This is a genomic window from Micromonospora marincola, assembly GCF_056150385.1.
Genome location: NZ_JAXCFT010000001.1, coordinates 612,074 through 637,872, shown reverse-complemented (window position 1 = coordinate 637,872; position 25,799 = coordinate 612,074). Strand labels below are relative to the sequence as shown.

27 protein-coding genes and 3 tRNA genes are annotated in these 25,799 nt (G+C 72.7%); 15 read left to right on the top strand and 15 right to left on the bottom strand.

The window, feature by feature from the left end; genetic code table 11:
* Nucleotides 1–5: 5 nt before the first annotated feature.
* Both SM450_RS03070 and SM450_RS03065 read right to left on the bottom strand, forming a co-directional pair.
* Nucleotides 6–1,661: a glycoside hydrolase family 44 protein gene (locus SM450_RS03070; RefSeq protein WP_474618097.1), complete on the bottom strand. Its 1,656-nt coding sequence runs from the start codon at nt 1,659–1,661 to the stop codon at nt 6–8.
* Nucleotides 1,662–2,047: 386 nt separating this feature from the next.
* Nucleotides 2,048–2,123, bottom strand: a tRNA-Lys gene (locus SM450_RS03065).
* A gap of 187 nt (nt 2,124–2,310) precedes the next feature.
* Between SM450_RS03065 and SM450_RS03060 the strand changes: the two genes are divergently transcribed.
* Nucleotides 2,311–3,585 carry a L,D-transpeptidase gene (locus SM450_RS03060; protein WP_474618096.1) on the top strand — a complete coding sequence of 425 codons (1,275 nt, stop codon included), beginning with the start codon at nt 2,311–2,313 and terminating at the stop codon, nt 3,583–3,585.
* Nucleotides 3,586–3,774: 189 nt separating this feature from the next.
* Nucleotides 3,775–5,061, top strand: coding sequence for a L,D-transpeptidase (locus SM450_RS03055; RefSeq protein WP_474618095.1), 1,287 nt, complete (start codon nt 3,775–3,777; stop codon nt 5,059–5,061).
* 54 nt (nt 5,062–5,115) lie between these two features.
* On the opposite strand, the gene SM450_RS03050 is transcribed toward SM450_RS03055, so the two are convergent.
* Together SM450_RS03050 and orn are read right to left on the bottom strand one after the other, a co-directional pair.
* Nucleotides 5,116–5,188, bottom strand: a tRNA-His gene (locus SM450_RS03050).
* 90 nt (nt 5,189–5,278) lie between these two features.
* Entirely contained in the window at nt 5,279–5,869 is a 591-nt protein-coding gene (gene orn, locus SM450_RS03045) for an oligoribonuclease (protein ID WP_474618094.1), read from the bottom strand.
* Nucleotides 5,870–5,942: 73 nt separating this feature from the next.
* On the opposite strand from orn, the gene SM450_RS03040 reads away from it, so the two are divergent.
* Complete coding sequence (locus SM450_RS03040; protein WP_474618093.1) at nt 5,943–7,214, top strand: glycosyltransferase family 87 protein; 1,272 nt, start codon at nt 5,943–5,945, stop codon at nt 7,212–7,214.
* Nucleotides 7,215–7,329: 115 nt separating this feature from the next.
* Here the strand turns inward: SM450_RS03040 and SM450_RS03035 are convergent, their stop codons facing one another.
* On the bottom strand, nt 7,330–8,064 hold the full coding sequence (locus tag SM450_RS03035) for a YcnI family copper-binding membrane protein (RefSeq protein ID WP_474618092.1): 735 nt from the start codon (nt 8,062–8,064) through the stop codon (nt 7,330–7,332).
* Nucleotides 8,065–8,080: 16 nt separating this feature from the next.
* Nucleotides 8,081–9,748, bottom strand: a complete 1,668-nt coding sequence (locus SM450_RS03030) for a copper resistance CopC/CopD family protein (RefSeq protein WP_474618091.1) — start codon at nt 9,746–9,748, stop codon at nt 8,081–8,083.
* A gap of 221 nt (nt 9,749–9,969) precedes the next feature.
* Here SM450_RS03030 and SM450_RS03025 point away from each other — a divergent pair, with 221 nt between their 5' ends.
* Genes SM450_RS03025 through SM450_RS03010 form a run of 4 tightly spaced genes read left to right on the top strand, consistent with a single transcriptional unit; the run spans nt 9,970 to nt 12,936 of the window.
* Nucleotides 9,970–10,557: a sigma-70 family RNA polymerase sigma factor gene (locus SM450_RS03025; protein WP_474618090.1), complete on the top strand. Its 588-nt coding sequence runs from the start codon at nt 9,970–9,972 to the stop codon at nt 10,555–10,557.
* Between the two features lie 30 nt (nt 10,558–10,587).
* The gene (locus tag SM450_RS03020; protein WP_474618089.1) at nt 10,588–11,115 is read left to right on the top strand and encodes a MauE/DoxX family redox-associated membrane protein; all 528 of its coding nucleotides are present in this window, start codon (nt 10,588–10,590) and stop codon (nt 11,113–11,115) included.
* Nucleotides 11,102–11,818: a DsbA family protein gene (locus tag SM450_RS03015; RefSeq protein ID WP_474618088.1), complete on the top strand. Its 717-nt coding sequence runs from the start codon at nt 11,102–11,104 to the stop codon at nt 11,816–11,818. The genes SM450_RS03020 and SM450_RS03015 overlap by 14 nt, the downstream gene beginning before the upstream one ends.
* Entirely contained in the window at nt 11,815–12,936 is a 1,122-nt protein-coding gene (locus tag SM450_RS03010) for a hypothetical protein (RefSeq protein ID WP_474618087.1), read from the top strand. Before SM450_RS03015 ends, SM450_RS03010 begins: the two co-directional genes overlap by 4 nt.
* On the opposite strand, the gene SM450_RS03005 is transcribed toward SM450_RS03010, so the two are convergent.
* The 4 genes from SM450_RS03005 to SM450_RS02990 are packed head-to-tail and all read right to left on the bottom strand — an operon-like array spanning nt 12,909 to nt 15,550.
* On the bottom strand, nt 12,909–13,670 hold the full coding sequence (locus tag SM450_RS03005; RefSeq protein ID WP_474618086.1) for an energy-coupling factor ABC transporter ATP-binding protein: 762 nt from the start codon (nt 13,668–13,670) through the stop codon (nt 12,909–12,911). The genes SM450_RS03010 and SM450_RS03005 overlap by 28 nt on opposite strands.
* Nucleotides 13,667–14,437: a cobalt ECF transporter T component CbiQ gene (cbiQ, locus tag SM450_RS03000; protein ID WP_474618085.1), complete on the bottom strand. Its 771-nt coding sequence runs from the start codon at nt 14,435–14,437 to the stop codon at nt 13,667–13,669. The genes SM450_RS03005 and cbiQ overlap by 4 nt, the downstream gene beginning before the upstream one ends.
* Nucleotides 14,438–14,453: 16 nt before the next feature.
* Entirely contained in the window at nt 14,454–14,831 is a 378-nt protein-coding gene (locus tag SM450_RS02995) for a PDGLE domain-containing protein (protein ID WP_474618084.1), read from the bottom strand.
* Nucleotides 14,828–15,550: an energy-coupling factor ABC transporter permease gene (locus tag SM450_RS02990; RefSeq protein WP_474618083.1), complete on the bottom strand. Its 723-nt coding sequence runs from the start codon at nt 15,548–15,550 to the stop codon at nt 14,828–14,830. The genes SM450_RS02995 and SM450_RS02990 overlap by 4 nt, the downstream gene beginning before the upstream one ends.
* Nucleotides 15,551–15,674: 124 nt before the next feature.
* On the opposite strand from SM450_RS02990, the gene bcp reads away from it, so the two are divergent.
* The 4 genes from bcp (at nt 15,675) to SM450_RS02970 (ending at nt 17,425) form a co-directional block, all read left to right on the top strand.
* Nucleotides 15,675–16,145 (top strand): thioredoxin-dependent thiol peroxidase, encoded by a 471-nt coding sequence (gene bcp, locus SM450_RS02985; protein ID WP_474618082.1) that lies wholly within the window; start codon nt 15,675–15,677, stop codon nt 16,143–16,145.
* A gap of 31 nt (nt 16,146–16,176) precedes the next feature.
* The gene (locus SM450_RS02980; protein WP_474618081.1) at nt 16,177–16,752 is read left to right on the top strand and encodes a hypothetical protein; all 576 of its coding nucleotides are present in this window, start codon (nt 16,177–16,179) and stop codon (nt 16,750–16,752) included.
* A tRNA-Leu gene (locus tag SM450_RS02975) sits at nt 16,717–16,802 on the top strand. Before SM450_RS02980 ends, SM450_RS02975 begins: the two co-directional genes overlap by 36 nt.
* 65 nt (nt 16,803–16,867) lie before the next feature.
* Entirely contained in the window at nt 16,868–17,425 is a 558-nt protein-coding gene (locus tag SM450_RS02970; RefSeq protein WP_474618080.1) for an N-acetyltransferase family protein, read from the top strand.
* A gap of 94 nt (nt 17,426–17,519) precedes the next feature.
* On the opposite strand, the gene SM450_RS02965 is transcribed toward SM450_RS02970, so the two are convergent.
* The gene (locus SM450_RS02965; protein ID WP_474618079.1) at nt 17,520–18,539 is read right to left on the bottom strand and encodes an expansin EXLX1 family cellulose-binding protein; all 1,020 of its coding nucleotides are present in this window, start codon (nt 18,537–18,539) and stop codon (nt 17,520–17,522) included.
* Nucleotides 18,540–18,592: 53 nt separating this feature from the next.
* Nucleotides 18,593–18,889, bottom strand: coding sequence for a hypothetical protein (locus SM450_RS02960; RefSeq protein WP_474618078.1), 297 nt, complete (start codon nt 18,887–18,889; stop codon nt 18,593–18,595).
* Between the two features lie 159 nt (nt 18,890–19,048).
* Here SM450_RS02960 and SM450_RS02955 point away from each other — a divergent pair, with 159 nt between their 5' ends.
* Complete coding sequence (locus tag SM450_RS02955; protein ID WP_474618077.1) at nt 19,049–20,116, top strand: LCP family protein; 1,068 nt, start codon at nt 19,049–19,051, stop codon at nt 20,114–20,116.
* Between the two features lie 25 nt (nt 20,117–20,141).
* Nucleotides 20,142–21,587: a sugar transferase gene (locus SM450_RS02950; RefSeq protein WP_474618076.1), complete on the top strand. Its 1,446-nt coding sequence runs from the start codon at nt 20,142–20,144 to the stop codon at nt 21,585–21,587.
* On the opposite strand, the gene rfbD is transcribed toward SM450_RS02950, so the two are convergent.
* Nucleotides 21,535–22,431, bottom strand: a complete 897-nt coding sequence (gene rfbD, locus SM450_RS02945) for a dTDP-4-dehydrorhamnose reductase (RefSeq protein WP_474618075.1) — start codon at nt 22,429–22,431, stop codon at nt 21,535–21,537. The two genes, SM450_RS02950 and rfbD, sit on opposite strands and share 53 nt — an antisense overlap.
* Nucleotides 22,428–23,426 carry a dTDP-glucose 4,6-dehydratase gene (gene rfbB, locus SM450_RS02940; protein WP_474618074.1) on the bottom strand — a complete coding sequence of 333 codons (999 nt, stop codon included), beginning with the start codon at nt 23,424–23,426 and terminating at the stop codon, nt 22,428–22,430. The genes rfbD and rfbB overlap by 4 nt, the downstream gene beginning before the upstream one ends.
* Before the next feature lie 35 nt (nt 23,427–23,461).
* Between rfbB and rfbA the strand changes: the two genes are divergently transcribed.
* On the top strand, nt 23,462–24,349 hold the full coding sequence (gene rfbA / locus SM450_RS02935) for a glucose-1-phosphate thymidylyltransferase RfbA (RefSeq protein ID WP_474618073.1): 888 nt from the start codon (nt 23,462–23,464) through the stop codon (nt 24,347–24,349).
* Entirely contained in the window at nt 24,346–24,954 is a 609-nt protein-coding gene (locus SM450_RS02930; protein WP_474618072.1) for a dTDP-4-dehydrorhamnose 3,5-epimerase family protein, read from the top strand. Before rfbA ends, SM450_RS02930 begins: the two co-directional genes overlap by 4 nt.
* Here the strand turns inward: SM450_RS02930 and SM450_RS02925 are convergent.
* Nucleotides 24,900–25,712 (bottom strand): YveK family protein, encoded by an 813-nt coding sequence (locus SM450_RS02925; RefSeq protein ID WP_474618071.1) that lies wholly within the window; start codon nt 25,710–25,712, stop codon nt 24,900–24,902. The two genes, SM450_RS02930 and SM450_RS02925, sit on opposite strands and share 55 nt — an antisense overlap.
* Between the last annotated feature and the right edge of the window lie 87 nt (nt 25,713–25,799).

Below are 25,799 nucleotides of genomic sequence, written 5' to 3'. Positions count from 1 at the left end.
CGGGCTCAGTGTCGGCGCTGGGGCAGGACGAGCAGCGTCACGGAGTTCGCCGGGTACGTCGCGCTCACGCCGCCGTGGGTCACCCGCAGATCCTCACCCCGGACGATCGAGGTGAGGTCGGCCGGGCCGTAGGTGAAGCGCTGGGCCTTGCCACTGCCGTGGAATCCGGCCAGCGCCGTCCGGGACGTCAGATCGTCGCCCGTCTTGTTGACCACCATGACGGTGAGCGCCTGGTCGGACGAGCGCTGCGCGGCGTAGACCGCGAGCTTCCCCTGGTCGCTGCTGACCGCCGACACGCTCACGTTCCCGAACCTGCCGCCGGCTCCGTCGTAGTTCCGGTACATCCGGAACGCGTACGCGCCGGGGTCGGTCGGCTTCGGCTCGCCCCAGATGGTGGCCAGGTCCAGACCCTCACGCCCGAAGATGCCGAGCACGTCGGCCTGCGCGAGCGCGCCGTTGATGTCGTCGAGCGCACCCCAGTTGTATTCGGTGATGGCGACCTTCGTACCGGGGTAGTACTGCGCGACCCACGCCTTCATCTGGCGGATGAACTGCAACGGCGGCGCGTTCACCCCGCCGGCGCCGATCCACGACTCGTCCTGGTACGTCGGATCCCACAACGATCGGGTGGAGCGCAGCCGCAGCGCGTTGGAGTCCGGGTCCTTACCGCCACTGATCTGCGGGTAGTAGTGCTGATCGAAGTAGTCGAGGAAGCGCTTCCCGCCGTGCGCGTCGCTGAAGTCCCTCATGTTCTTCAGATACCACTGGGACAGGTTGAGCCCGCCGTGCGCCGCCGCGTCCGCGCCCGGCCCGCATCCGTCCACGCCGGACGCCACCCACTCGCAGTAGCCCCAACCGGACGGGCCGAGCACCTTCGCACGCGGGTCGGCGGCCTTGATGGCCGCGGCGGTCGCCGTACCCTTGCCGCCCAACTCGTCGTAGCTCACCGGCTCGGGATGCACGTCGCGGTGGGTGGAGTTCCACAGCACCGGCTCGTTGTCGAGTTCGTAGATCGACACGCCGCCCCGCGCCGCCGGACCGAACTGGTTCACGAGGTGGGACACCATCTCGCCGGCGAACGACGGGCCGGCCGGAATCGAGGTGTCCGAGGGGACCGCGCCGACCAGGTTGGCGTCGGCGTGCCGGCCGTTGCCGCAGTTGGGGTCCCACTGGTCGAACGAGTCCTGCTCCGGAAAGCGGGTGGCCGGGAAGCCGCAGGCGAACGGGTGCGACGAGGGCGAGTCCTTCGCCACCCATCCGATCAACGGCACGGTGACCACCTGCTTGGTCCGGCTGTCGCGGTTCCGCTGGACGAACGCCTCGACCGTGTTGTCCGGCCCGGCCACGATGTTCTCGAAATACCAGTCGCTGCCGGTGTTGTAGGTGTGGTTCTTGAAGTTGTAGCGGCTGCTCGCGTTACCGCCCCAGCGAGCCACGGGGGTGCCGAGTTCGGCGACGAGCGCGGGGTCGCCGCCGTTCATGCCGTAGATGTCGGGGCTGATCGCGTGCCGGGCGGCGGACAGGTCCACGGCCAGGGTGAGCCCGGTGTCGGCCGCCGCCGGGCCGGCAACGGCCTGGGTGGTCAACAGTCCCGCCACCAGAGTTCCGGCCACGCCGATCACCGTGACCGGACGTGGCTTACGTCGTCGTTGCGTACCCATCAGAAGGCTCCTGCCGTCGATCGGCCCGGGACGGGCCGAACCCGCATACACATTACTAATCGTCTATGCGTACGCGCGCCTATTGGCGTCAACCAATGTCATTGTGGTTGAGGTTTCTTCTCGTCGAGAGAAGCCCCGGCGAAGGCGTCCGGTCGGGAGGGGGCGCGCTGGTGACTGGGCTCAGATCAGCCGGCTCACGTAGCCGGCCACCACCAGGCGCTCGAAGGTCGCCCGCACTGGCGCTGCCGCTCACCGGCGCATCAACGCCGCGTCATCCGGTGTGGTGTAGGTCGGTCGCGCGCTTGGCCTGATTCCGGTCGCGCGTCGTCGCCGTACGCGAAAAAGGCCCCGACGGGCACACGAGTGCCGATCGGGGCCTTGCTCGTTGGTGCGCCGCCAGGGACTCGAACCCCGAACCCGCGGATTAAGAGTCCGCTGCTCTGCCAGTTGAGCTAGCGGCGCTCGCTGACAACGGGAAGAACCTTAGCATGCCCGCTGAACCGGGTTCCAATCCGATACCGGGCTCCCCCCTTCGGTCGAGCTTAACCGGCAAAAGCCTACAAAATACCCGCACATGCCGGTCCGGGGAGCGGCTTTGTCGTGTCGATGGGGCACGATGTCCGCCAGGCACGCTACGACAGGGGTGGGCATGGGTAGGTTCGCGCGGGCCGGGGCGATGGTGGGTGCCTTGGCTCTCACGGCGACGCTGGCACTGACCGGGTGCGGCGGCGACGAGGAGAAGCCGACGTTCGTGCCCGGCCAGCAGGGGGTCGGGGGCGTCTCGTCCACCGCGCCGGATCCGAGCGCCTCGCCGAGCACGTCCGACTCCGCGCCGGCGCTGCCGCTGTCGGTGAGCCCGGCCGACGGGGCGACCGGCCGGCCGGCCAGCACCGAGATCAGCGCCCGGATCCCGGGCGGCGGCACGGTGTCGAAGGTCGTGCTCACCACCGCCGACGGCAAGGCCGTCAAGGGGCGGATGCGGCGCGACGGCTCCAGCTGGGTGCCGTCCGCCCCGCTGAAGTACGCGACGAAGTACACCGCCACGGTCACCGGCACCGACCCCGGAGGCGCGACCCACCAGGACACCAGCACGTTCACCACGATGGCCAAGCCCAAGTCGATGATCGGCTCCGGGCTCTACCTGTTCAGCGGCAAGACGTACGGGGTGGCCATGCCCGTGGTCGCCGAGTTCTCCCCCGGCATCCCGAAGAAGGACCGGGCCGCGGTGCAGAAGCGGATGTTCGTGCAGACCGACCCGCCGCAGCCCGGCGCCTGGCACTGGCTCGGCAACGGCACGCAGGCCTACTACCGCGCCCCGGAGTACTGGAAGACCGGCACCACGCTCAGCGTCCGGCTGGCGCTGGCCGGGATCCCGCTGAGCAACGGCCGCTACGGCAACATGGACCGGAGCGCCACCGCGAAGATCGGTCGCGCGTTCGAGATGACGGTGGACAACGCGACCAAGCGGATGACCGTCAAGGAGAACGGCGCGGTGGTCCGCACACTGCCGGTGAGCCTGGGCAAGAAGAGCACCCCCTCATCGAGCGGCACGATGGTGGTGATGGAGAAGAAGGAGTCCACCGTTTTCGACACCCGCGACGAGCCGGACCCGAACAACCAGTACGTCACGAAGATCGACTTCGCCCAGCGGATCACCTGGGGCGGCGAGTACATCCACGCGGCACCCTGGTCCGAGGGGGTGCAGGGGCGCCGGAACGTCTCGCACGGCTGCGTCAACGTGTCGATGGCCGAGGGCCGCTGGCTGTTCGGCCGGACGCTCGTCGGCGACCCGATCACGGTGACGGGGACGGAGCGGCGGCTGGCGCCGGGCAACGGCTGGACGGCGTGGAGCATGACCTGGAAGGAGTTCGTCTCCGGCAGCGCGCTGCCCGTGCCGGAGGGCGGACAGGGCTCGCCGTTCTGATTCGGCGTAACGTGGTCTGACCCGCTGCCTCAGGCAGCGGTCGGGAGACGTCCCCGCAACGAAGCGCCGGGCGACAACAGAATCGTTACATCGTCGTCGGGGTGTTCCGCTTCACTCCCGGCAACGGGCGGCCGGTCCGGCGCGTCACAACCAGACGATGGGGATCGGCAACACACTTGTGAGGAAGACATGCGAGCTGGCCAGGACGAACTGATCCGGGGCGGGAGCGCCCGCCGCGGCGGGCGCCGCGCCCTCGCCGCCGCGGTGCTTGTCGCCGCCATGGCTCTGACCTCCGCCTGCACCGGCGGCGGCGACGACAAGCCGTCGAGCTGGCAGGGCGGTGGCGACGGCGGCGAGAAGGCCCCGAAGGCGTCGGCCACCATCAGCGAGCCGGCCGCCGACGCCAAGGACGTGCCGGCCACCACCGCGATCACGTTCACCGCCACGGAGGCGCAGCAGACCGCCGTCGAGCTGAAGGACGCCGCCGGCAAGGCGGTCGAGGGCGAGATGACCACGGACGGGAAGAGCTGGCAGCCCGCCACCGCCCTGGCCTACGCCGAGACCTACACGGCCACCGTGACCGCCACCGGCGACGACGGCAAGCCGGCGACCGCCACCAGCACGTTCACCACCATGGCGAAGCCGGCCAACCAGGTCCGGGTGAGCAGCTTCCTCGGTGACAACCAGGTCGTCGGCGTGGGCATGCCACTGATCGTCAAGTTCGGTCGGGCCATCCCGGAGGACTACCGCGACGACCTCCAGCGCCGGATGACGGTGACCGCGAAGCCGGCCCAGGAGGGCATCTGGCACTGGATCAGCCCGACCGAGGTGCACTACCGGCCGAAGACCTTCTGGAAGGCCAACAGCACCGTCTCCTACACGGTGCGGGCGGGTGGGCTGCCGCTCGGCGGCGGCTGGTACGGCCGGTCCGACCTGAGCGTCGACGTCAAGATCGGCCCGTCGTTCGTGATGACCGTGGACAACAAGACCAAGCGGATGACAGTCACCAAGGACGGCAAGGCGATCAAGACGATCAAGGTGAGCCTCGGCAAGAAGAGCACCCCGTCGTCGAGCGGCACCATGGTCGTGATCGAGAAGCTGCGGCACACGGTCTTCGACACGATGGAGGAGCTGGGCCCCGAGGAGGGCTACCGCACCGAGATCGACTATGCCCAGCGGCTCACCTGGGGCGGCGAGTTCATCCACGCGGCACCCTGGTCGGAGGGCGTGCAGGGCACGACGAACGTCTCGCACGGCTGCGTCAACGTCTCGATGAAGGACGGCAACTGGCTGTTCAGCAACACCCGCTTGGGTGACCCGATCACGGTGAAGGGCACCGAGCGCAAGCTCAAGAACGGCAACGGCTGGACCGACTGGAACATGTCCTGGGATGAGTACGTCAAGGGCAGCGCCCTGCCGTACGAGCCGCCGGCCGCACCGGGCGAGGAGAGCCCCAGCCCCGAGCCCACCGCCTGATCGACCCCGCGCACGACGAAGCCCCCTCCCGGAGGAGGGGGCTTCGTCGTGCGGGGTGACTGATGGGAATTGAACCCACGACAACCGGGACCACAACCCGGTGCTCTGCCAACTGAGCTACAGCCACCATGCTCGCCGCTCCGGTCGCCCGGGCGGTGCGCGGACCAATAATAGCCATATCCCGGCTCGGCCCGTCCACCGGGTTCCCGACCGGGTGTCAGAGCTGCGCGGCGATCCCCTTGGCGGTCTCCACGTCCGGCCCGGGCAGCGGCACGAACAGGGTCCGCCGGTAGTACTCCAGCTCCCGGATGCTCTCCCGGATGTCGGCGAGCGCCCGGTGGGCCAGGCCCTTCTGCGGCTGGCCGAAGTACACCCGCGGGTACCACCGCCGGCACAGCTCCTTGATGGAGGAGACGTCGATCATCCGGTAGTGCAGGTGGGCGTCGAGCCGGGTCATGTCGCGGGCCAGGAAGCCCCGGTCGGTGGCGATCGAGTTGCCGCACAGCGGCGCGGTGCGCGGGTCCTTCACGTGGCTGGTGACATAGTCGAGCACCATGTCCTCGGCCTCGGCCAGGGTGACCGCGGAGCGGCGTACCTCCTCGGTCAGGCCGGATTTGGCGTGCATGGTGCGCACGATCTCCGGCATGCCGTCGAGCGCCGCGTCGTCGGCGTGGATCACCACGTCCACGCCGTCCCCGAGCACGTTCAGGTCGGGGTCGGTGACGAGCGCGGCGACCTCGATCAGGGCGTCCCGACGCAGGTCCAGCCCGGTCATCTCACAATCGATCCAGACGAGAAGATCAGCCACCGGAACAGACTACGCGCCGCCGACCCGCCCGCGCCTCGGCCCGGTGGGCCAGGTGGACCGCTAGGGTTTCCCCGTGCCAGCCGAATCCGTCGCCCCACCCGCCGTCAGCCAGGACGACGCGGGCGGTCGTACGGCCCGGCGGGTGGTCACGGTGCTGGCGCTCGCCGCGTTGCTGCCGGCGCTCTACCTGCCCGCGCTGCGGCACGACTACTACGACCTGAAGATCTACATGCGGGCGATGGACTGGTGGGCGGCCGGTCACCCGCTCTACGACTACGTCCAGCCGGACCGGGTGCAGGGTGCGCTCTACTTCACCTATCCCCCGTTCGCGGCGCTGCTGCTGGCGCCGTTCGCGCACCTGCGGCTCGGGGTCGCCATCGCCGCCTTCGTCCTGCCCACGCTGGCCGGCGTGGTGGTGACCACCCGCTGGCTGGTGCTGCCGGTGCTGCGGCGACACGGCCTGCCGGTCGGGTTCGGACTGACGGTCGCGGTGCTGCTGGTGCTGGCGGTGGAGAGCACGCGGGAGACGATCACGCTCGGCCAGATCAACATGCTGTTGGTGGTGCTGATCCTGGCCGACCTGCTGTTCGCCGTACCGCAGGGGCGTCGCTGGGCGGGTGTGGGCGTGGGGTTGGCGGCGGCGCTCAAGCTCTTCCCGGGGATCTTCGTGCTCTATCTGCTTGCCACCCGGCGGTGGCGGGCGGCGGCGGTGGCGACGGCGACCGCGGCGGCGGCCACGCTTGTGGCGGCGGCGTTCGCCCCGGGCGACTCGTGGCGGTTCTGGACCCACGAGCTGTGGGCCACCGACCGGGTGGGCCGCACCGACTACACCGGGAACCAGTCGCTGTTCGGCCTGCTCAGCCGCATCACCGCGCCGGAGGATCCGGGCCGGTTGCCGTGGCTGCTGCTGGTGTTGCTCGTGGCCGGGTTCGGCCTGTGGCGGGCGGCATGCGCGGCGCGGGCCGGGGACGCGCTTGCCGGCCTGACCCTGACCGGCCTGGTGGGTGGCCTGATCTCGCCGATCACCTGGACCCACCACCTGTACTGGTTCATCCCGGCGGTGGTGGTGCTCGTGGACGCCGCGCTTGACGCCGGGCGGGGAACGCGGCGACGCCGCGGCCTGCTGGCGCTGGCCGTGGGCACGGGCGTGGTGATCGTGTACGGGGTGGTGACGTTCCAGGACTGGGGCACCGGGACGGTGCACACCGATGATCCGGTCGACTTCGTGGTCCGCAACGCGTATGTGCTGCTGAGCCTGCTGTTGCTGGCCGTGTTGCCGACCCGCCGACGGTCTGAAACGGTCGTTGAGCGCACAGACCTCGTGAAGGACGACGTTCGGGGGTAATATCGCCCCAACTACCTCAGTTTTCTCCCAGGTAGCACCGAATCCCCCGGTGACGGTGGCCCTCCGCGTCGGCAGCGCGGAGGGCCCGCCATCGGGCCGGTCACCACTGTCGCGCTCAGGACTTCGCGGTGGGCTCCCGCCGGGTACGCGCGAACGCCAGGCCGCCGAGGACCAGGCCGGCCAGGCCGGCGACCAGACCTGCCACCCCGAACGCGGTGGCCGCCCCGGAGTCGCCGTCGTCGTCATCGTCGTCATCGGCGGCGGCAGCGGTGGCCGGCGCGCTCGCGCCCCCCGACGCGGGCGCCGCCGCGGCAAGCGTGAGCACCGGGGCCGGGTTCTCCGGCTCCTCCGCGCCCGCCGCGGGCTCCTCGATCCACCGGGAGACGTTGCCGTCGGAGTAGGTCTGGAGCACCTTGAACACCATCGTGTCGACAGGCGGCAGCGGCCCCATCGACACCGGGAACTCCTGGAACTCGCCCGGCTTCACCCCGCCGTTCGCCGCCGCCGTGAAGGTCAGCTTGGAGACCGCCTCGGTGAGCTGGCTGCCGTGCACCTCGACCGGCGGGTCGACCTTGCGCTTCTCCACCGCCACCGTCCAGCCCGGCACCGGCATCGTGGAGACCGAGCCCACCGGGGCGTTCTCCGGCAGGTTCACCTCGACCTTGACGGTCGACGCCGTGTCGCTCTCGTTCGGCACCCGGAAGGCGAACCGGCCGTAGCCGCCCTGCGTACCCTCCTTGGGGTTGATCGTGACATGCGCCGAGGCCGACCCGGCCAGGCCGAGCACGGTCGCGGCGACAGCGGCGAGAGTCAGCGCGGCGGCGGTCGCGGGACGCCGGAGACGGATCATCAGATGGGACCTTCCATTACTTGATCGGCACGGTGGCGGTCACCGTGGCCTGGTCGATGTCGGACGTGCGGACGGTGAAGCGGAGTTGCCAGTCACCCCGGGCCGGCAGGCTGATCTCGCCGGTGGCGTGGTTGTCGCTGAGCGGCAGCAGCGACACCGTGATCGGCTCGATCCCCGCCGACGGCAACGCGGCGGTGACCTTCCACTCCTGCACCGGCTGCGGCCGGTTGTCGGTGGTGTAGGCGTAGAGGTGCATCGAGTTGTTGCCGGTCTCGGCCGGGTCCACCTCCACCTGGAGCGAATAGATCGGGCTGCTCAGCGTGGTGGAGAAGTAGCCGGCCGGCGCGCCCGCCACATCGGCGGACGCGGTGCGCGCCGGGGTGGTCTGCACAAGCGTGGCCGACACGCCGAGCACCACCGCGGTGATCACCAACTCGGCCACCACGGCCCGCCGCATCGCGCCCGGCCGGCCGGCGGCCACCCGCCGCCGCACAAGCGCCCGGGAGTACGCGGCCACGCCGATCACCAGCGCGAACAGCACGATCTTGGCGAGCAGCAGCCGCCCGTACGTGGTGTCGACGAGCGCCTTCGGGCTGGCCACCTCGATCAGGCCCTGCACGGTGCCGGCGAGCAGCAGCGCGGCCACCGCGAGCGCGGCCCAACGGGACCAGATCGGCAGGATCGCGTCCAGCTCCCGCTCGTCGGCCCGGGGCAGCAGGAAGGCCGCAAGCATCACCAGACCGCCAAGCCACACCGCCATGCCGCCCAGGTGGATGGCGTCCACCACCACGGAGACCGCGGGCGCCGGCGAGGCGGCCGGGTGGCCGGCGAGCGGCCAGGTGAACAGCGTCGCCCCGCCCAGGACGGCCAGGATGATCCCGTCGGTGCGGCCGACCGGCCCGGCGAACAGCGGGCGGAGCAGGAACGCCGCCGCGGCGAGCAGGCCCAGCCGGACCAGGTGGGTGGTGCCGTAGGCGCTGCCGAGCACGTCGCCGAGGCCGGCGGAGGTGACGTCGAACAGCCCACCGCCGTTGGTGTAGGGCACCTGGAGCCACAGTTCGGCGACGGTGGCGAACGCCAGCACGCCGAGCCCGGCCCAGGCCAGCCGCGCCGGCCCGCGCCGGGACAGCCGGCGCGGCCAGAGCGCGGCCAGCACCAGGGCCGGACCGAACAGCAGCAGCAACCCGACGTAGCCGACGTACTTCGCCACCTTGACCGCGTTCTCGGTCACCGGGTTCGCCCGGTTGTCCGAGCCGGTGTCGGTCGGCGGCTCCGACGGCGCGCCGACCGAGTAGGTGAACGCGCCGGACACCGGGTGACTGTCGGCCGAGATGACCCGGTAGCTCACCAGGTAGGTGCCGCGCCCGCCGGACGGGTCCACCGGAATGGTGACCTCCGCGCCCTGGAACGTCGGCTCGCCCCGGTCGGCCCGGGAACCGTCGGGGGCGATCACCCGCACCTTGTCGGGCACCTTGCGGACGCCCTCGCTGAAGGTGATCACCACCTGGGCGGGCGCCTCGGGCACCACGGCGGACGCGGCGGGGCTGCTACTCACCAGCACCGCGTGGGCGCTGGCCGGGGTGGCCGGGACGAGCAGCAGGGCGGTCAGGAGAAGCAGCAGCCCGGCGACGGTCCCGGAGCGGGCGGCGAGGACCCCGGGCGGGCGGCGTACGGCAGCAGTCATGACCGCCATGGTTCCCGAACGGTGCGGTTTCCGGCGAGCCGGCCTCCGGCGGACATGGCGGATGCCCGATCGGCGCGGCGGCGCGCGCCACGCCGAACCTGGTCGGAGGTCATGCGGGGGTAGTCGGTCGGCGGCCGGAAAAAGTTCCCGGCGTGTGCCGGACCACGGAATGGGCCGAAGGACCCTGTGTCGCACAGGTACGCCGCGTAACCTCGTCTGACGTGATCCCCGCCCCGCGCGACACCGCCGCCGACCGCCCCCGGGCGGGGTCCGCGGCTGCGCGGGAGGCGGCCACCACCTGGGCGCTTGCCGCCCGGGACGGCGACCCGGACGCCCAGGCCGCCTTCGTCCGGGCCACCCAGGCCGAGCTCTGGCGCTTCGCCGCCGCCCTGGTCGACCCGGACAGCGCCGACGACCTGACCCAGGAGACCTACCTGCGGGCGTTCCGGGCGCTACCAGGCTTCGAGGGCCGCTCCACCGCCCGCACCTGGCTGCTCGGCATCGCCCGGCGGGCCTGCGCCGACCATTTGCGTACGGTGGTCCGCCGCCGCCGGCTCGACCAGCGGCTCGCCGCCCAGGCGGCCACCGACCGGCCGCACCCGGACCCGGCCGGCCAGCTCGGCGCCACCGACCTGGTCCGCCGGCTGCCCGCCGAGCGGCGCTCCGCGTTCGTGCTCACCCAACTGCTCGGCCTGTCCTACGCCGAGGCCGCCGACGTGGAGGGTGTGCCGGTGGGCACCATCCGCTCCCGCGTCGCCCGGGCCCGCGACGAGCTGGTCGACGCCGTCGGCGACACGCTCGCCGGATAGCGGGAACCATCCGTGGCGCTCGGACGACGAATGACTGTGACCCCCTCCACCACCCGGGCCGGGCGCTGGCCGGCCCTACGTCCCTGGCTGGGCTTCGTGGCCCGCCTCGGGCTGGCCGCCGTATGGCTGGTCGCCGGCGCGACGAAGGTCGGTGACCTGGCCGCCTCCGGCCGGGCCGTGAACGCCTACCAGGTGCTGCCGTACGACGTGGCCACGGTGATCGGGGCGGCGCTGCCGTTCGTGGAGCTGGCCCTGGGCCTGCTCCTGCTCGCCGGGCTGGCCACCCGGGTGAGCGCCGGCGTGTCCGCGGCGCTGCTCGTGGTCTTCGTCACCGGCATCGCCTCCGCCTGGGCCCGCGGCCTGGCCATCGACTGCGGGTGCTTCGGCAGCGGCGGTCAGCTCGGCGCCGGCCAGGCGCCGAGCTACCTCCCGGAGATCCTCCGGGACCTGGGGTTCCTGGCACTTGCCGGGTTCCTGCTGATCTGGCCCCGCACCCCGTTCTCGGTGGACGGGTGGCTGGCGGGCGACACCGTGGAGGACGACGATGAGCAGTCGTAAGGGACGCCGGGACGCGGCCCGGGTGGTGCGCGAGCAGATCGCCCGGGAGAAGCGGCGCAAGCGCACGCTCTGGACCACGATCGCCGCGGTGCTGGTGCTTGTCATCGCCGGCGGCATCGGCTGGGCGGTCTACTCCGCCCAGAAGTCGGACGACTTCACCGCCCCGCCCGGCGCCAACGACGCCGGCACCGGCATCGTCGAAGGCAGCGGCCCGGTCACCATCGACCTGTACGAGGACTACCTCTGCCCGGTCTGCAAGCAGTTCCAGCAGGTCAACGGCGAGACCGTCAACCAGCTCGTCAGCGAGGGCAAGGCGAAGGTGGTCTTCCACCCGGTCGCCTTCCTGAACCGCTTCTCCACCACCGAATACTCCACCCGCTCCTCGGCCGCCTCCGGCTGCGCCGCCAAGGGCGGCAAGTTCCGCGAGTTCACCGACCAGCTCTTCGCCAGGCAGCCGGCGGAGGGCAGCGCCGGGCTCAGCGACGACGAGCTGATCGACATCGGCGCGGGCGTGGGGCTGAACCGGGACGACTTCGGCTCCTGTGTGAAGGACGGCACCTACACGTCGTGGACCGGGCACGTCACCGACGAGGCGAGCAGGTCCGGCGTGACCGGCACCCCGACCATCAAGGTCAACGGCACCGAGGTGCAGGACAAGAGCCCGGACGGGATCAAGGCGGCCGTGGCGGCGGCCGGGAAGTGATCCCCGCACCGCTGCGCCGGGCCGGGCTGGTCGCCTCCGCCGCGACCACCGCCCTGTTGGCGCTCGCCGCGCCGGCCGCCGCGCACGGCGCGGACGCCCCCGACGGCACCGACTACCGGGCCACGGTCACCGGCGTCGACCCGCACCGGCCCGGCCTCACCGCCCGGATGGTGGAGGCCGGCGCGCGGCTGGAACTGACCAACCGCACCGGCGCCGACATCACGGTGCTCGGCTATTCCGGCGAGCCCTACCTGCGGATCGGCCCCGGCGGGGTGTACGAGAACAGCCGCTCCCCCGCCACCTGGCTGAACCGCACCATCGCCGGGGACACCGAACTTCCGGCCGAGGCCGACCCGGCCGCCGCGCCGGCCTGGCGACGGATCGCCGACGGGCCGACCGCACGCTGGCACGACCAGCGCACGCTCTGGCGCGAGGAGGGGCCGCCCGCCGCCGTGGCCGCCGACCCGGGCCGCGAGCAGCGGGTCCGCGACTGGGCGGTGCCGCTGCGCGCCGGCGACACCCCGACCGAGGTACGCGGCACGCTGGACTGGGTGCCGCCGCCCGACCCGTACCCGTGGTGGGTCGCCGTCACGCTCGCCTTCCTGGTGCTCGGCGCGGCCGGGGTGGTGCCCGGCGGCACGGCCGCCGGGGTCCGCGCGTTGCGCGCGGTGGGCGGGCTGCTCGCCGTGGGCGGCGCGGCCACCGTGGCGCTCACCGTCGCCCGGGCGCTCGACACCGCCGCCCCCGGGGTCGGCGGGCTGCTGGGAGAGCTGGTCACCGGCCAGGTGTGGACGCTGCTCACCGGCCTCGGCGCGCTCGCCGCCGGCGGGTACGCGCTGGCCCGCCGGCCGGCCGCCGACTTCACGCTGGCGCTCGCCGGCGCGTGCCTGGCCCTGTTCGCCGGGATCGCGAACCTCGCCGTCCTGTCCCGTTCGGTGCCCCCGGCGGCCGGCCCAGCGGGCCTGGTCCGCGCGCTCGTCGCCGTGGCCCTGGCCACCGGCGCCGGCGCGCTGGCCGCCGGCCTGCTCCGCCTGCGCACCGCCTCCCGGGCCGCCCGGCACACCCCCGCGACCTGGTCCGCCGACCCCGCTCAGGCCGGGCGGGGGGCGAAGCCGTAGGGCAGCTCCAACCGGTGCGCGGCCAGCACCGCCGCGTCGGCCAGCAGCTCGGCGGTGGGCGCGTCGGCGACGATCCGGCCGCCGTCCAGGATCACCGCGCGGGGGCACAGCTCCGCCGCGTACGGCAGGTCGTGGGTGACCATCAGCAGCGTCACCGGCAGCCCGCGCAGGATCTCCGCCAGCTCCCGCCGGGCGGCCGGGTCGAGGTTCGACGACGGCTCGTCAAGCACCAGGATCTCCGGCCGCATCGCCAGCACGGTGGCCACCGCCACCCGGCGCCGCTGCCCGAACGACAGGTGGTGCGGCGCCCGGTCCCGGTGCTCGGCCATCCCCACCGCGGCGAGCGCCTCGTCGACCCGGGCGGTCAGCTCCGCCCCCCGCAGCCCCAGGTTCGCCGGGCCGAACGCGACGTCCTCCGCCACCGTGGGCAGGAAGAGCTGGTCGTCCGGGTCCTGGAAGACGATGCCGACCCGGCGGCGCACCTCGGCGAGCGTGTCCCGGTCGCGGGTGACCGTCAGGCCGCCCACCTCGACCGTGCCCCCGGTCGGCGCGAGAATGCCGTTGAGGTGCAGCACAAGCGTGGTCTTGCCGGCGCCGTTCGGCCCGAGCAGCGCCACCCGGTCGCCGCGCGGCACGGTCAGGTCCACCCCGTGCAGGGCGACGTGACCGTCCGGGTACGCGAACCTGACGCCACGGACGTCCAGGGAGGGCGGCTGCTGCACGTACCCGATCATTGCAGGACGAGCGCGGCGGCGGCGATGGAGGCCGCGATCACCGGGACCGTCGCGGCGACCGCCCACTGCCCGGCGGTGGCCGCGCCCGCCCCCTGCCACACCGCAGGCATCCGGCCGGTGTAGCCCCGGGACACCATCGCCAGGTAGACCCGCTCGCCGCGCTCGAACGCGCGCAGGAAGAGCGCGCCGACGCCGGCCGCGAAGCCGCGCAACTGCCAGAGGAAACGCGGATCGTCGCCCCGGGACACCCGGGCCACCCGCATCCGCCGGGCCTCCCCGACAAGCACCTCCAGGTAGCGCAGCATGAACGTGGCGATCTGGGTGAGGATCTGCGGGCACCGCAGCCGGTCCAGGCCGACGATCAGGTCACGGGTCGTCGTGGTCGCCGCCAGCAGAAGCGACGCGAGTACGCCGAGCGTGCCCTTGGCCAGGATGTTGAACGCCCCGTGCAGCCCGTCGACGGAGAGGCTCAGCCCGGCCACGTCGACCCGCTCCCCGGCGCCGAGGAACGGCAGCGCGAACGCGAACAGCACGAACGGCAGCTCGATCAACGCCCGGCCGAGCAGCCAGCGCGGGCCGACCCGGGCCAGCGCGGCCACGGCGACGACAAGCAGCGCGTAGCCGCCGAACGCCCAGTACGCCTCCCGCGGGGTGGCGACCACCGCCACGGTGAACAGCACCATGGCGGTGATCTTCACCTCCGGCGGGAGGCGGTGCACCGGCGAGCCGGACTCGCGGTAGAGCACGTGCCCGTGCCCGGCGCCCATTCGTCGGTCCCCCGGCTCAGCGGTCGCCGGTGGACCGGGGCGCGCTCGTCCCGGCCACCGGGTTGCGACGGCGGGCCAGCCAGAACAGGCCACCGCCGAGCGCGAACGTGAGCAGCACGCCGAGCACCCCGGACAGGCCGGTGGAGAGGAAGTCGTTGCCGATCCCGCGTACGCCGTAGTCGGCAAGCGGGCTGTCCGCCAGCTCGTGGTCCCTGGCCTGCTGGGCCGGGCAGCTCCCACCGGTGATCTCGTCGTCGGCGTTCACCGTGCAGCCCTTGAGCAGGGACGAGTCCAGCCCGTCCGGGTGCGACGAGGCGTAGTTGCTGACCACACCGGCAAGCACCAGTGCGACCAGCAGCCCACCGAGGAGGAACGGCCAGGAACGCTTGCTCATCGGGCACCTCCGGCGACCGGTACGGCGGGAACCGGCGCGGCCGGCTTCTTCAGGGCACGCAGCGCGTAGACCAGGTCGGGGCGGACCTTCGCGACGGTGACCACGGTGGTCGCGGTGATCAGGCCCTCGCCGATGCCGATCAGCAGGTGGGCGACGGCCATGGTGCCGGCCAGCCCGCCGAGGTTGCTGCCGAGGTCGGTGGTGCCGCCCAGCCAGTATTCGAGCACGAAGCCCTGGGACGCGACCACGACGCTGACGAGCGCGGAGACGAACGCGGTGACCGCCAGGCCGGCGGGGGTGCGGGGCAGCACCCGCAGCAGCAGCGCGATCAGCAGGTAGGCGGCGGCGGTGCCGAGGATCGCCATGTTGGTGATGTTCAGGCCGAGCATCGCGACCCCGCCGTCGCCGAAGACCAGGGCCTGCACCACGAGCACCACGGCCACGCAGAGCGCGCCCACCCAGGGACCCACGAGCAGCGCGGCGAGCGCGCCACCGAGCAGGTGACCACTGACCCCGGCGGTGAAGATCGGGAAGTTGAGCATCTGCACCGCGAAGATGAACGCGGCCACCAGGCCGGCCATCGGCGCCAGCCGGTCGTCGAGGTCGGCCCGGCCACGCAGCACGCAGAACGTGAGCGCGGCGAGCGCGAGGGCCGCGAAGATCGCGGCCACGGGACCATCGATGATCCCGTTGGAGATGTGCATCGCCAGGGTTTCCACGGAGGCGAGCCTATTTCCCGTCAGGTGTTGTTGCCAATCCCTTGCAACAAGGGATGGGAATGATCACCGTCGGCCGCGCGTCGCCGCCGGCCACCGCCGCAGGCGCGGCGGTATCGTCACCGCCATGACCGACCGCCTCAGCCCCGGCGACGCCGCCCCCGAGTTCACCCTCCCCACCGACGACGGCGGGACGCTCTCCCTGGCCGACCTGCGCGGCCGCAAGGTCATCCTGTACGCGTACCCGGCCGCCATGACGCCCGGCTGCACGAAGCAGGCATGCGACTTCCGGGACTCGCTCGCCTCGCTCCAGTCCGCCGGCTACGAGGTGGTGGGCATCTCGCCGGACAAGCCCGCGAAGCTGGCGAAGTTCCGCGACCGGGACGCGATCACGTTCCCGCTCGTCGCCGACGAGGACCGGGCGGTGCTTACCGCGTACGGCGCGTACGGCGAGAAGCAGTCGTACGGCCGCACCGTCACCGGCGTGATCCGCTCGACATTCGTGATCGACCCCGACGGCAAGATCGAGCGGGCGCTCTACAACGTCAAGGCCACCGGACACGTCGCCAAGCTGCGCCGCGACCTCGGGCTCGACTGATCCTGTCGGGGGCCGCCGTTACCTTCGGCACGTGGTGCGTTACAAGTACTCGCCCGAACTGCTGGCCGCGACCGCCGCGCGGGCGCGCAACGTCACCGAGGTCATGCGGCTGCTCGGGGTGCGGGTCAGCGGCGGGTCGCACGCGCACATCAGCCGGCAGCTCAAACGCTTCGGCATCGACACGTCGCACTTCGCCAGGCAGGCGCACAACAAGGGGCGGCGCGGTGTGCGACGCACCTCCTCCTCGCAGCTGCTCCTGCGCCTGCCGGTCGGCTCACGGCGCACTCCCGGCACCCGCCTCAAGTGGGCGCTGGGCGACATCGGTGTGCCGGAGCGGTGTGAGGAGTGCGACTGCGGCCCGGTCTGGTGCGGCCGGCCGCTGACCCTGCACGTCGATCACATCAACGGCGACTTCCTCGACAACCGGCCGCCCAACCTGCGGATCCTCTGCCCGAACTGCCACAGCCAGACGGACACCTTCGCGGGCCGCAACAAGGGCGACGGCGTCGCGCACTCCGCAGCGGCCGGACTGCACACCGTCTCTGCGCGACGCTCTAGACTCAGCGGGTCGGCGGGAGTGGCGGAACGGCAGACGCGCAGGCCTTAGGAGCCTGTGTCCGAGAGGACGTGGGGGTTCGAAACCCCCCTCCCGCACCATCAGCGGTGTCGGCCGCGTCACGAACGTGGGTCGCGACCGGGTCGCCGCCCGCAGGATGGCGGGCGTGGACCTGCGCTTCGTACTCGACCCCGACCTCACCACCGAGTTGCGCGAACAGATCGTTGACCTCTGGGTGGACGTGACGAACGCCGGCGGCGCGGTCGGCTTCGTCGCACCGGTGACCGCGGGCGAGGTGCACCCGGTCGCCGCGTCGACCCTCGCCGAGGTCGCCGACGGGCCGGACCGGCTGCTCGCCGGCTACGAGGGCGACCGGCTCGTCGCTGTCCTCGTCGTCGTCGACAACCGGTTCCACCTGAAGTCGCACTGGCGGGTGCTCAAGCGCGTCATGGTGCACCCCGACACCCAGGGGCGCGGGCATGGCGCGGCGCTGATGCGTGAGGCCGAGCGGGTCGCCCGGACGATGGGCGTGGAGGCGCTGCACGTGACCGTCCGCGACGGCCTCGGCCTGGACCGGTTCTACCGCCGCCTCGGCTACCGCGAGATCGGCCGACTCCCCGCCGCCCTGCGTCTCTCCCCCACCGACTCCCGCGACGAGATCCTCATGTGGCTCGACCTCCCACAAGTTCAAGATCGGCGGACGGCACCCCCTCCGATGCCGTGATCATGAAGTTGACGGCACCGGTGGAGATCAACATCGCCGTCAACTTCATGATCACGGCCCCCGCAGGTGGAGGAGGGTGAGGGGCGTGGGTGGGTCAGGCGCATGCGGTGGGGACCGTGGACGGGGGGATCGGGGCGACGGCGTCGAGGGGGGCCGCCGTCTCCGCAAGGGTGGGGCGGGACGGGGACGGGGACGGGGACGGGGACGGGGACGGGGACGCCGAAGCGCTGGTGCTGGGGCGTGGGCGGGGCGACGGGGAGCGGGACGGCTTCGCCGAGCGGGCCGTGGTCGCCGCGCCGGCGCCGTACATCCGGGTGGTGCTCCGCTGCACCTGGCCGGGGAGCATCCGGATGCCGGTGGCGGTCGCGCGGTGGCCGTACACGTCGGTGACCCGGATCGAGTAGGGCCCGAGGCCGGCGCCCGACGGGATCAGCCAGTAGTTGAAGTCCTGGCGGTCCGCCGCGCGCCACGAGCCGTTCTGGCGGACCTCGACCGAGCGCAGCGGGTTGCCGTGGTCACCGACCAGGACGGCGAACCACCACTGCGACGAGCCTTCCTTGAGGCGGAACGTGAGCGGGCCGGGCAGCGACGGGTTCACCACGGCCCGGTAGCTGACCTTCACCACGCCCTGCACCGGGTCGGCGATCCGGGCGAAGGCCTCGGCGGAGAGGTCGAGGTGGCCGGCGGCGCACTCCGGGCACTGGTCCATGACGAGCACCCGGACGCTGCCGCGTGGGCCGGTGACGTCGAGGAAGCCGCCGCAGGAGGCGCCGGCCGCGTACTCGCTCGGGCCGAGCGCGACGTAGAGCCGGTTGGCCGGCGCGGCGGGCCGGGAGCAGTTGCCGCCCGCGCCCTTCGAGTCGTAGAAGGTGGCCTTGCCGGTGTGCGTGACCCCGCCGGCCGGCGGGGCGGCGAGCGGGAGGGCGGCCCGGGGCGGGGCGGCGCAGGCGGGGGCGGCGCCGCCGCGTACCGCGAGGGTCACCGCGACCACGGCGGCGAGCGTGGCTAGGCCGGCGGCGGCGAGCCGGCGGCGGGTCCGGGTCGGGATCCGGTGGCTCTCCGGGGGCCCGTCGCTGGTGGGGGCCGGTGGGTGGGGTGCGCTGCCGTCGGTCACGCCAGCCGATGCTGCCGGAGCGCCAGGCCCCGGACAAGCTGGCTAAGCGAAAGCTAAGACCGGCGGGCGCGGGCGATGGCGGCGAGGCCGGCCAGTTCACCGGCGAGTTCGGGGCGCTGACGCAGCGTGTCCTCCAGCCGGACCCGCCAGCGGCCGGTTTCGACCGGCAGCCGGGCGGCGCCGGCCCCGCGGACCCGGTCGCGGCTCTCGGTGAGCGCCTCCCGGTCGGCGGGGCCGAGCAGGGCGCCGATCTCGTGGTCGAGCCAGCCGAACAGGGCCTCGTCGTCGAGGGCGTCGCCGATCATCCGGGCCGTGTCCCACGCCACCCGTGGCTGGTGGATCACCTGCATCTCGACTCCTCGGCTCGACGTTACGGTTTCGTCCATCGTCGATCCGATGGCCGCCGCTGGACAAGGCCCACCGGGGCGGGAGGGGCCGACCGGCTGGCCGGGGTCGTCCGTCCGGACGAGGGTCCCCGCGCCGGAACGTGAATCAGTAGCATCCTCGGCATGTCCGATCGCCACCCGCTCGCCGATCCCGACGCTCCGGCGCAGACCTCCGATGTGGAGGCCGACGGGCCGGCGGCGGAGCCGGCGCCACGGCGTCGCCGGGGCCGGCGGATCGCCCTGATCGTGCTGCTCGTGCTGGTGCTGCTCGGCGGCGGCGGCGCGCTGGCCGGCGGCCTCTACTACCGGTCGGTCAACAACTCGATCGACCGGGTGGACGCGTTCACCGGCGTACCCGAGGAGTCCCGGCCGCAGGTCGAGGTCAGGGGCGCGATGAACATCATGATTCTGGGCAGCGACTCCCGCGATCCGGAGAGCACCGGCGGTTCCCGCAGCGACACCATCATCCTGACCCACCTGCCGAAGGACCGGGCGAGCGCCCAGCTCATCTCGATCCCCCGGGACACCTGGACCGCCGTGCCGCGGTCGAAGGAGGGTCGCGGTGGTCGCGACGCGAAGATCAACGCCGCGTACGCCTGGGGTGGGGTGCCGCTGATGGTGCAGACCGTGGAGAAGTTCAGCGGCGTACGGGTGGACAACGTGGCGATGGTCGACTTCGCCGGCTTCAAGGAGATCATCGACGCGCTCGGCGGCGTCGACATCGACGTGGAGAAGGGCTTCACCACGAAGTACTCGCTCATCGGCACGCGCACGTTCCGGCCGGGCCCGCAGCGGATGGACGGGGCCGCCGCGCTCGACTACGCGCGGGAGCGGCACGCCTTCCCCGACGGCGACTTCGCCCGCATCCGGCACCAGCAGCAGGTGATCAAGGCGATCCTGGACCGGGCGGCGTCCGGCGGCGTGTTGACCAACCCGGCCAAGCTGAACTCGTTCGTGCGGGCCACGTCCAGTTCGGTCGCGGTCGACAAGTCACTGTCCCTGGTGGACCTGGCGATGGAGATGCGCGGGCTGCGCGGCGGCAACCTGACGTTCTTCACCTGCCCGGTGAAGGGCACCGGCCGGGTCGGCAGCGAGAGTGTGGTGTTCCCGGATCCGGCCCGCGCCCGGACGCTGTTCCAGGCGGTCCGCCGCGACTCCGTTCCCGACATCCTCGCCGCCAGCGGGAAGTAGGGGGCGTCACGGGGGAGGTTCGACCATGCCACGCCTACCGGCGTTCGAGCATCCGGCCGCGTCGTCGACAGGCGCCGCGTCGATGACCGGCAACATGGACACGACCACGGTGCTGCCGTACGCGGGATCCCGGGCCTCGACGCGTACCCGCCGGTTGCGGGCGTGGATGGTGACGGCGCCGATCGACGTCGCGGCGCTGCTCGCCCCGCTGCTGCTGACCCAGACCTACTGGCGCGGGACGCTGTTCAACGCCGCGCTCACGGTGGGGTTCTTCGCCACCGGCGGGCTCTACCGGCCGCGCCGGCACATCAGCATCCTGGACGAACTGCCCAGCCTCGGCGGCCGGCTGCTGGCCTCCGGCGCGGTGGTGGCCATCATCGCGGCGCTGCGGCACGACTCGGTGCTCTACGTCAGCGGCTTCATGCGGGGCGTCGCGCTCTCCGCCGGCCTGGTGGTCGTGGGGCGGGCGGTGAACACCCGGATCGTCCTGCTGGCCCGCAGGCGTCGCTGGGTGGAGCACAACGCGATAGTGGTCGGCGGCGGGCCGATCGGCGGTGAGCTGGCCCGGCTGCTCCGGCGCTACCCGCAGTACGGGTTGCGTTTCGTGGGCGCGGTGGACGTCCCGTCGCGGCAGAAGCTCGGCTCGCTGCCGCTTATCGGCACGCTCGCCGACGTGGAGAAGCTCGTCACGATCGTGGAGTGCGAGGTGCTCGTCATCGCGGACCCGGACTGCTCCGAGTCCGAGCTGATGGAGGCGCTGCTCCGGCCGGCCAGCTCGCGGTGTGACCTGTGGGCGGTGCCGCGCCTGTGGGGCTCCCGGTCGCAGGGCGGCCACCCGGACCACATCGGGGCCATCCCGATCGTGAAGATCGGTGACACCACGTTGAGCGGGCCGCGGTGGATGGTCAAGCGCGCGTCCGACGTGGTCTTCGCCGTGGTGGCGCTTGTCGTGTTGAGCCCGTTGCTGCTGCTCTGCGCGGTCGCCACGTTCCTCGACGGCGGTCGGGGGGTCTTCTTCCGGCAGGAGCGGATCGGCCGCTACGGCAGGCCGTTCCGGGTGGTCAAGTTCCGCTCGATGCGGCCGGCCGACGAGCACGAGTCGCAGACCACCTGGTCGATCGCGCACGACAGGCGGATCGGCCCGATCGGGCGGTTCATGCGTCGCACCTCGCTCGACGAGCTGCCCCAGTTGTGGAACATCCTGCGCGGTGAGATGAGCGTGGTGGGGCCGCGGCCGGAGCGCCCGTACTTCGTGGAGAAGTTCTCCGTGGAATACCCCACCTACGCGATGCGGCACCGGGTGCCCGTGGGGTTGACCGGGCTCGCGCAGGTGAGCGGCCTGCGGGGGGACACGCCGATCTCGGACCGGGCGCGGTTCGACAACTACTACGTGGAGAACTGGTCGCTCTGGCTCGACATCAAGATCGTGTTGCGGACGGTAACGGAGGTGTTCCGGGGCGCCGGTCGATGAACTCGGCCAGGTCGGCCTGCCAGGGCGGCGGCGGGGGCAGCTTCGCGGCGGCCCACCGGCCGTGGGCCAGCACGCTGTACCGGGGGCGTGGGGCCGGGCGCGGGAAGCGGTCGCTCGTGGTCGGGCGGACCCGGTCGGGGTCCAGGCCACGCCCGGCGAACACCGCGCGGGCCAGGCCGTACCAGGTCGTCTCGCCGGCCGCGGTGCCGTGGTAGACGCCGGGGGCGGCGTCGCCGGCGAGCGCCGCGTCGGCGAGCGCGACGAGCCGCTCGGCGAGCCGGAGCGACCAGGTCGGCTGCCCGCGCTGGTCGTCCACCACGTCGATCCGGTCGCGTTCGTCGGCCAGCCGCAGCACGGTGGTGACGAAGTTGCGCCCGTGGGCGCCGTACAGCCAGGCGGTACGCACCACGTACCCGGTCTCGGGCAGCAGCCGGGTCACCGCCCGTTCCCCGGCGAGCTTGCTCCGCCCGTACGCGTTGACCGGGCCGGTCGGCGCGTCCTCCGGGTACGGCCCGGTGGCGTCGCCGCCGAACACGTAGTCGGTGGAGACGTGCACAAGTCGGGCGCCGCTCGCGGCGCAGGCCCGGGCCAGGTGGGCGACCGCGTCCCCGTTGACCGCGGTGGCGTCCCGCTCGTGGGTCTCCGCGCCGTCCACGTCGGTCCACGCCGCGGCGTTGACCACCACGTCGTGGCCGGCGACGGCGTCCCGCACCGCCTCCGCGTCGGTGACGTCGAGGTCGGCGCGGGTGGCCGCGGTGACGGACCTGTCGGTCCGGGCGCGCAGCACCGCCACCAGGTCCCGCCCGAGCATCCCACCGGCGCCTGTGACAAGCAGGCGGCTCATCCGTGTGCCGCCTTCAGCGGCTCCCACCAGGCGCGGTTCTCCCGATACCAGCGCACCGTCTCGGCCAGGCCGCGGTCCAGGTCGACGCTCGGGGCGTACCCCAACTCGGTTTTGATCTTGGTGATGTCCAGCGAGTAGCGGCGGTCGTGGCCCTTGCGGTCGGCGACCGGCACGACCCGGTCCCAGCTCGCGCCGCAGGCGGCCAGCAGCCGGCCGGTGAGGTCACGGTTGGTAAGCTCGGTGCCGCCGCCGATGTGGTAGACCTCGCCGGCCCGCCCCCGCTCCTGCACCAGCGCGACGCCCCGGCAGTGGTCGTGCACGTGCAGCCAGTCCCGGATGTTGCCGCCGTCGCCGTAGAGCGGCACGGTGCCGCCGTCGAGCAGGTTGGTGACGAAGAGCGGGACCACCTTCTCCGGGAACTGGTACGGCCCGTAGTTGTTGGAACAGCGGGTCACCACCACGTCCAGGCCGTGGGTGCGGTGGTAGGCGAGCGCCAGCAGGTCGGAGCCGGCCTTCGACGCCGAGTACGGGGAGTTCGGGGCCAGCGGCCAACTCTCCGTCCACGAGCCGGAGTCGATCGAGCCGTACACCTCGTCGGTGGAGACGTGCACGAACCGGCAGGTGCGGTGGCGCAGCGCGGCGTCGAGCAGGGTCTGGGTGCCGAGCACGTTCGTGGTGACGAACGGGGCCGCGCCGGTGATGGACCGGTCCACGTGCGACTCGGCGGCGAAGTGGACGATCACGTCGTGCCCGGGGAGCACCACGTCGAGAAGCGCCGGGTCGCCGATGTCGCCGTGCACGAAACGCAGCCGGTCGTCGTCGCGCACCGGGTCGAGGTTTGCCGGGTTGCCGGAGTAGGTGAGCTTGTCCAGCACGGTCACGCCCGTCGGCGGGGTGTCCGGCGTCCACGGCGCGTCGCCGCCGGGGCGGCCCAGCAGCATCCGCACGTACTCCGACCCGATGAAGCCGGCGCCGCCGGTGACGAGGATCCTCACGGGTGGAGGAGTTTACGCGACGGTAGTCTCCGCGAGTGCGTGGAATCCTTCTCGCCGGCGGCACCGGGTCGCGCCTCTGGCCGATCACCCGGGCCGTCTCCAAGCAGCTCATGCCGGTGTTCGACAAGCCGATGGTCTACTACCCGCTGTCCACGCTGGTGATGGCCGGGGTGCGGGAGATCCTGATCGTCACGACACCCGAGGACCGCACGCAGTTCGAGCGGCTGCTCGGCGACGGCAGCCAGTGGGGGCTGCGCCTGGCGTACGCCGAGCAGGCCCGCCCGGAGGGCATCGCGCAGGCGTTGCTGCTCGGCGCGGACTTCATCGGCGGCGAGTCGGTCGCGCTGATCCTCGGCGACAACATCTTCCACGGCGTCGGACTCGGCCCGCAGCTCGCGCGGCACGGCGACCGGGCCGGCGCGCGGGTCTTCGCCTACCCGGTCGCCAACCCGGCGGACTACGGCGTGGTCGAGTTCGACGCGGCCGGCCGGGTGCTGTCGATCGAGGAGAAGCCGGCCCGTCCCCGTTCCCGGTACGCGGTGCCCGGCCTCTACTTCTACGACAACCGGGTGGTCGAGATCGCCCGCAAGCTCACCCCGAGCGCCCGGGGCGAGTTGGAGATCACGGCGGTGAACGAGACCTACCGCGAGTGGGGCGAGCTGACCGTGACCGTGCTCGACCGGGGCACCGCGTGGCTGGACACCGGCACGTTCACCTCGATGATGCAGGCCGCCGAGTTCGTTCGGGTGATCGAGGAGCGCCAGGGCATGAAGATCGGCTGCGTCGAGGAGGTGGTCTGGCGGTCCGGGCTGATCGACGACGAGCGGTTGCGGAGCCTGGCGCTTCCGCTGGCCCGCAGCGGCTACGGCAGCTATCTGCTGGGCCTGCTGGCCGAGCCGCCGGCGCCCCGGAGCGCGTCGTGAAGATCAGGCCGCTGGGCATCGAGGGGGCCTGGGAGGTCACCCCGGTGCCGCACGGCGACCCGCGCGGGCTGTTCGTCGAGTGGTACCGGTTCGACCGGCTCGCCGAGGCGGTCGGGCACCCGCTGAAGCTGGCGCAGGGCAACCTCTCGGTGTCCGCGCGCGGCGTGGTGCGCGGCGTGCACTTCGCCGACGTCCCGCCCGGCCAGGCGAAGTACGTGACATGTGTTCGGGGGGCCGTGCTCGACGTGGTGGTGGACGTCCGGGTCGGCTCACCCACCTACGGCCGGTGGGAGACGGTACGCCTGGACGACACCGAAAGGCGGGCCGTCTACCTCGCCGAGGGGCTGGGGCACGGCTTCTGTGCCCTGACCGACGACGCCACGCTCAGCTATCTCTGTTCCACCACCTACCGCCCGGCGGGCGAGCACACCGTGCACCCGCTCGACCCCGATCTCGCCATCGACTGGCCGGCGGCGACGCCACTGCTCTCCGCGCGGGACGCGGCGGCGCCCAGCCTGGCGCAGGCGCGCGCGGCGGGCCTGCTGCCGGACTACGACGCCTGCCGCTCCTTCACCGCCGAACGGGACACCCGCCCGTCGTCCTGAGCCGCGTCGCCGGCCGGCTCCGGCCCGTCGTCCTGAGCCGCGTCGTCTGCCGGTTCCGGCCCGTCGTCTGCCGGTTCCGGCCCGACCGGCCGGCGCCGGCCGGCCGTCACCATGGCCGTCCACACCGCACGGACGTCGGCGCCGATCGGCGTACCGGCCCGGCCGTTCTCCCGGGCCAGGGCCAGGGACAGGCCGATCGCGAGCCCGCCGAGCGCGCCACCGGCGGCGTACGGCGGCCACCACACCCGCTCCGGCCGCCCCGGCGCGGCTGCGGGCGTCGCCACCGCCACGTGGGCCTTGAGCCCCAGCCCGGCCGGCGGCAGGTCGCGCCGGGCGATCCGTTGCAGCTCGGCGGCGAGCGCGTTGGCGATCGCCGCGGCGGTGTCGGCCCGCCGGTCCGTCACGGCCACGTCGATGGTCAGGGTGTCCACGGTGGACCACGCGACGACGCGGTCGGTCAGGTCGTCCGGCGGGTACGGCAGCCGCAGCGAGTCGATCACCGGGCGGGTCAGCCGCGGCGTGTTCATCATGGTGGCGTACGTCTTCACCCGCCGCTGCATGAGCTGGTCGGCCTCCTCCCGGGTCGGCGGGGGCTGCGGCGCGGCGGACCCGTCGGACGCGAACGTGACGAGCAGCCGGGTCTGCGCCCGGTAGACGGGGGCGCGACGCTCGGCGAGCACGCCTGCGACGACGCCACCGAGCAACGCCAGCGCCACCACGATCGGCCACGAACGCCGGAGCACGCGGGCAAGGTCCATGAGGCGGCAGACTACCGGGCGGCCGGTCGCCGGCCGGCGGACCCGGCTGTCGGCGGATTGCGGCGGTCGTCCCCGGTCGGGTAGAAC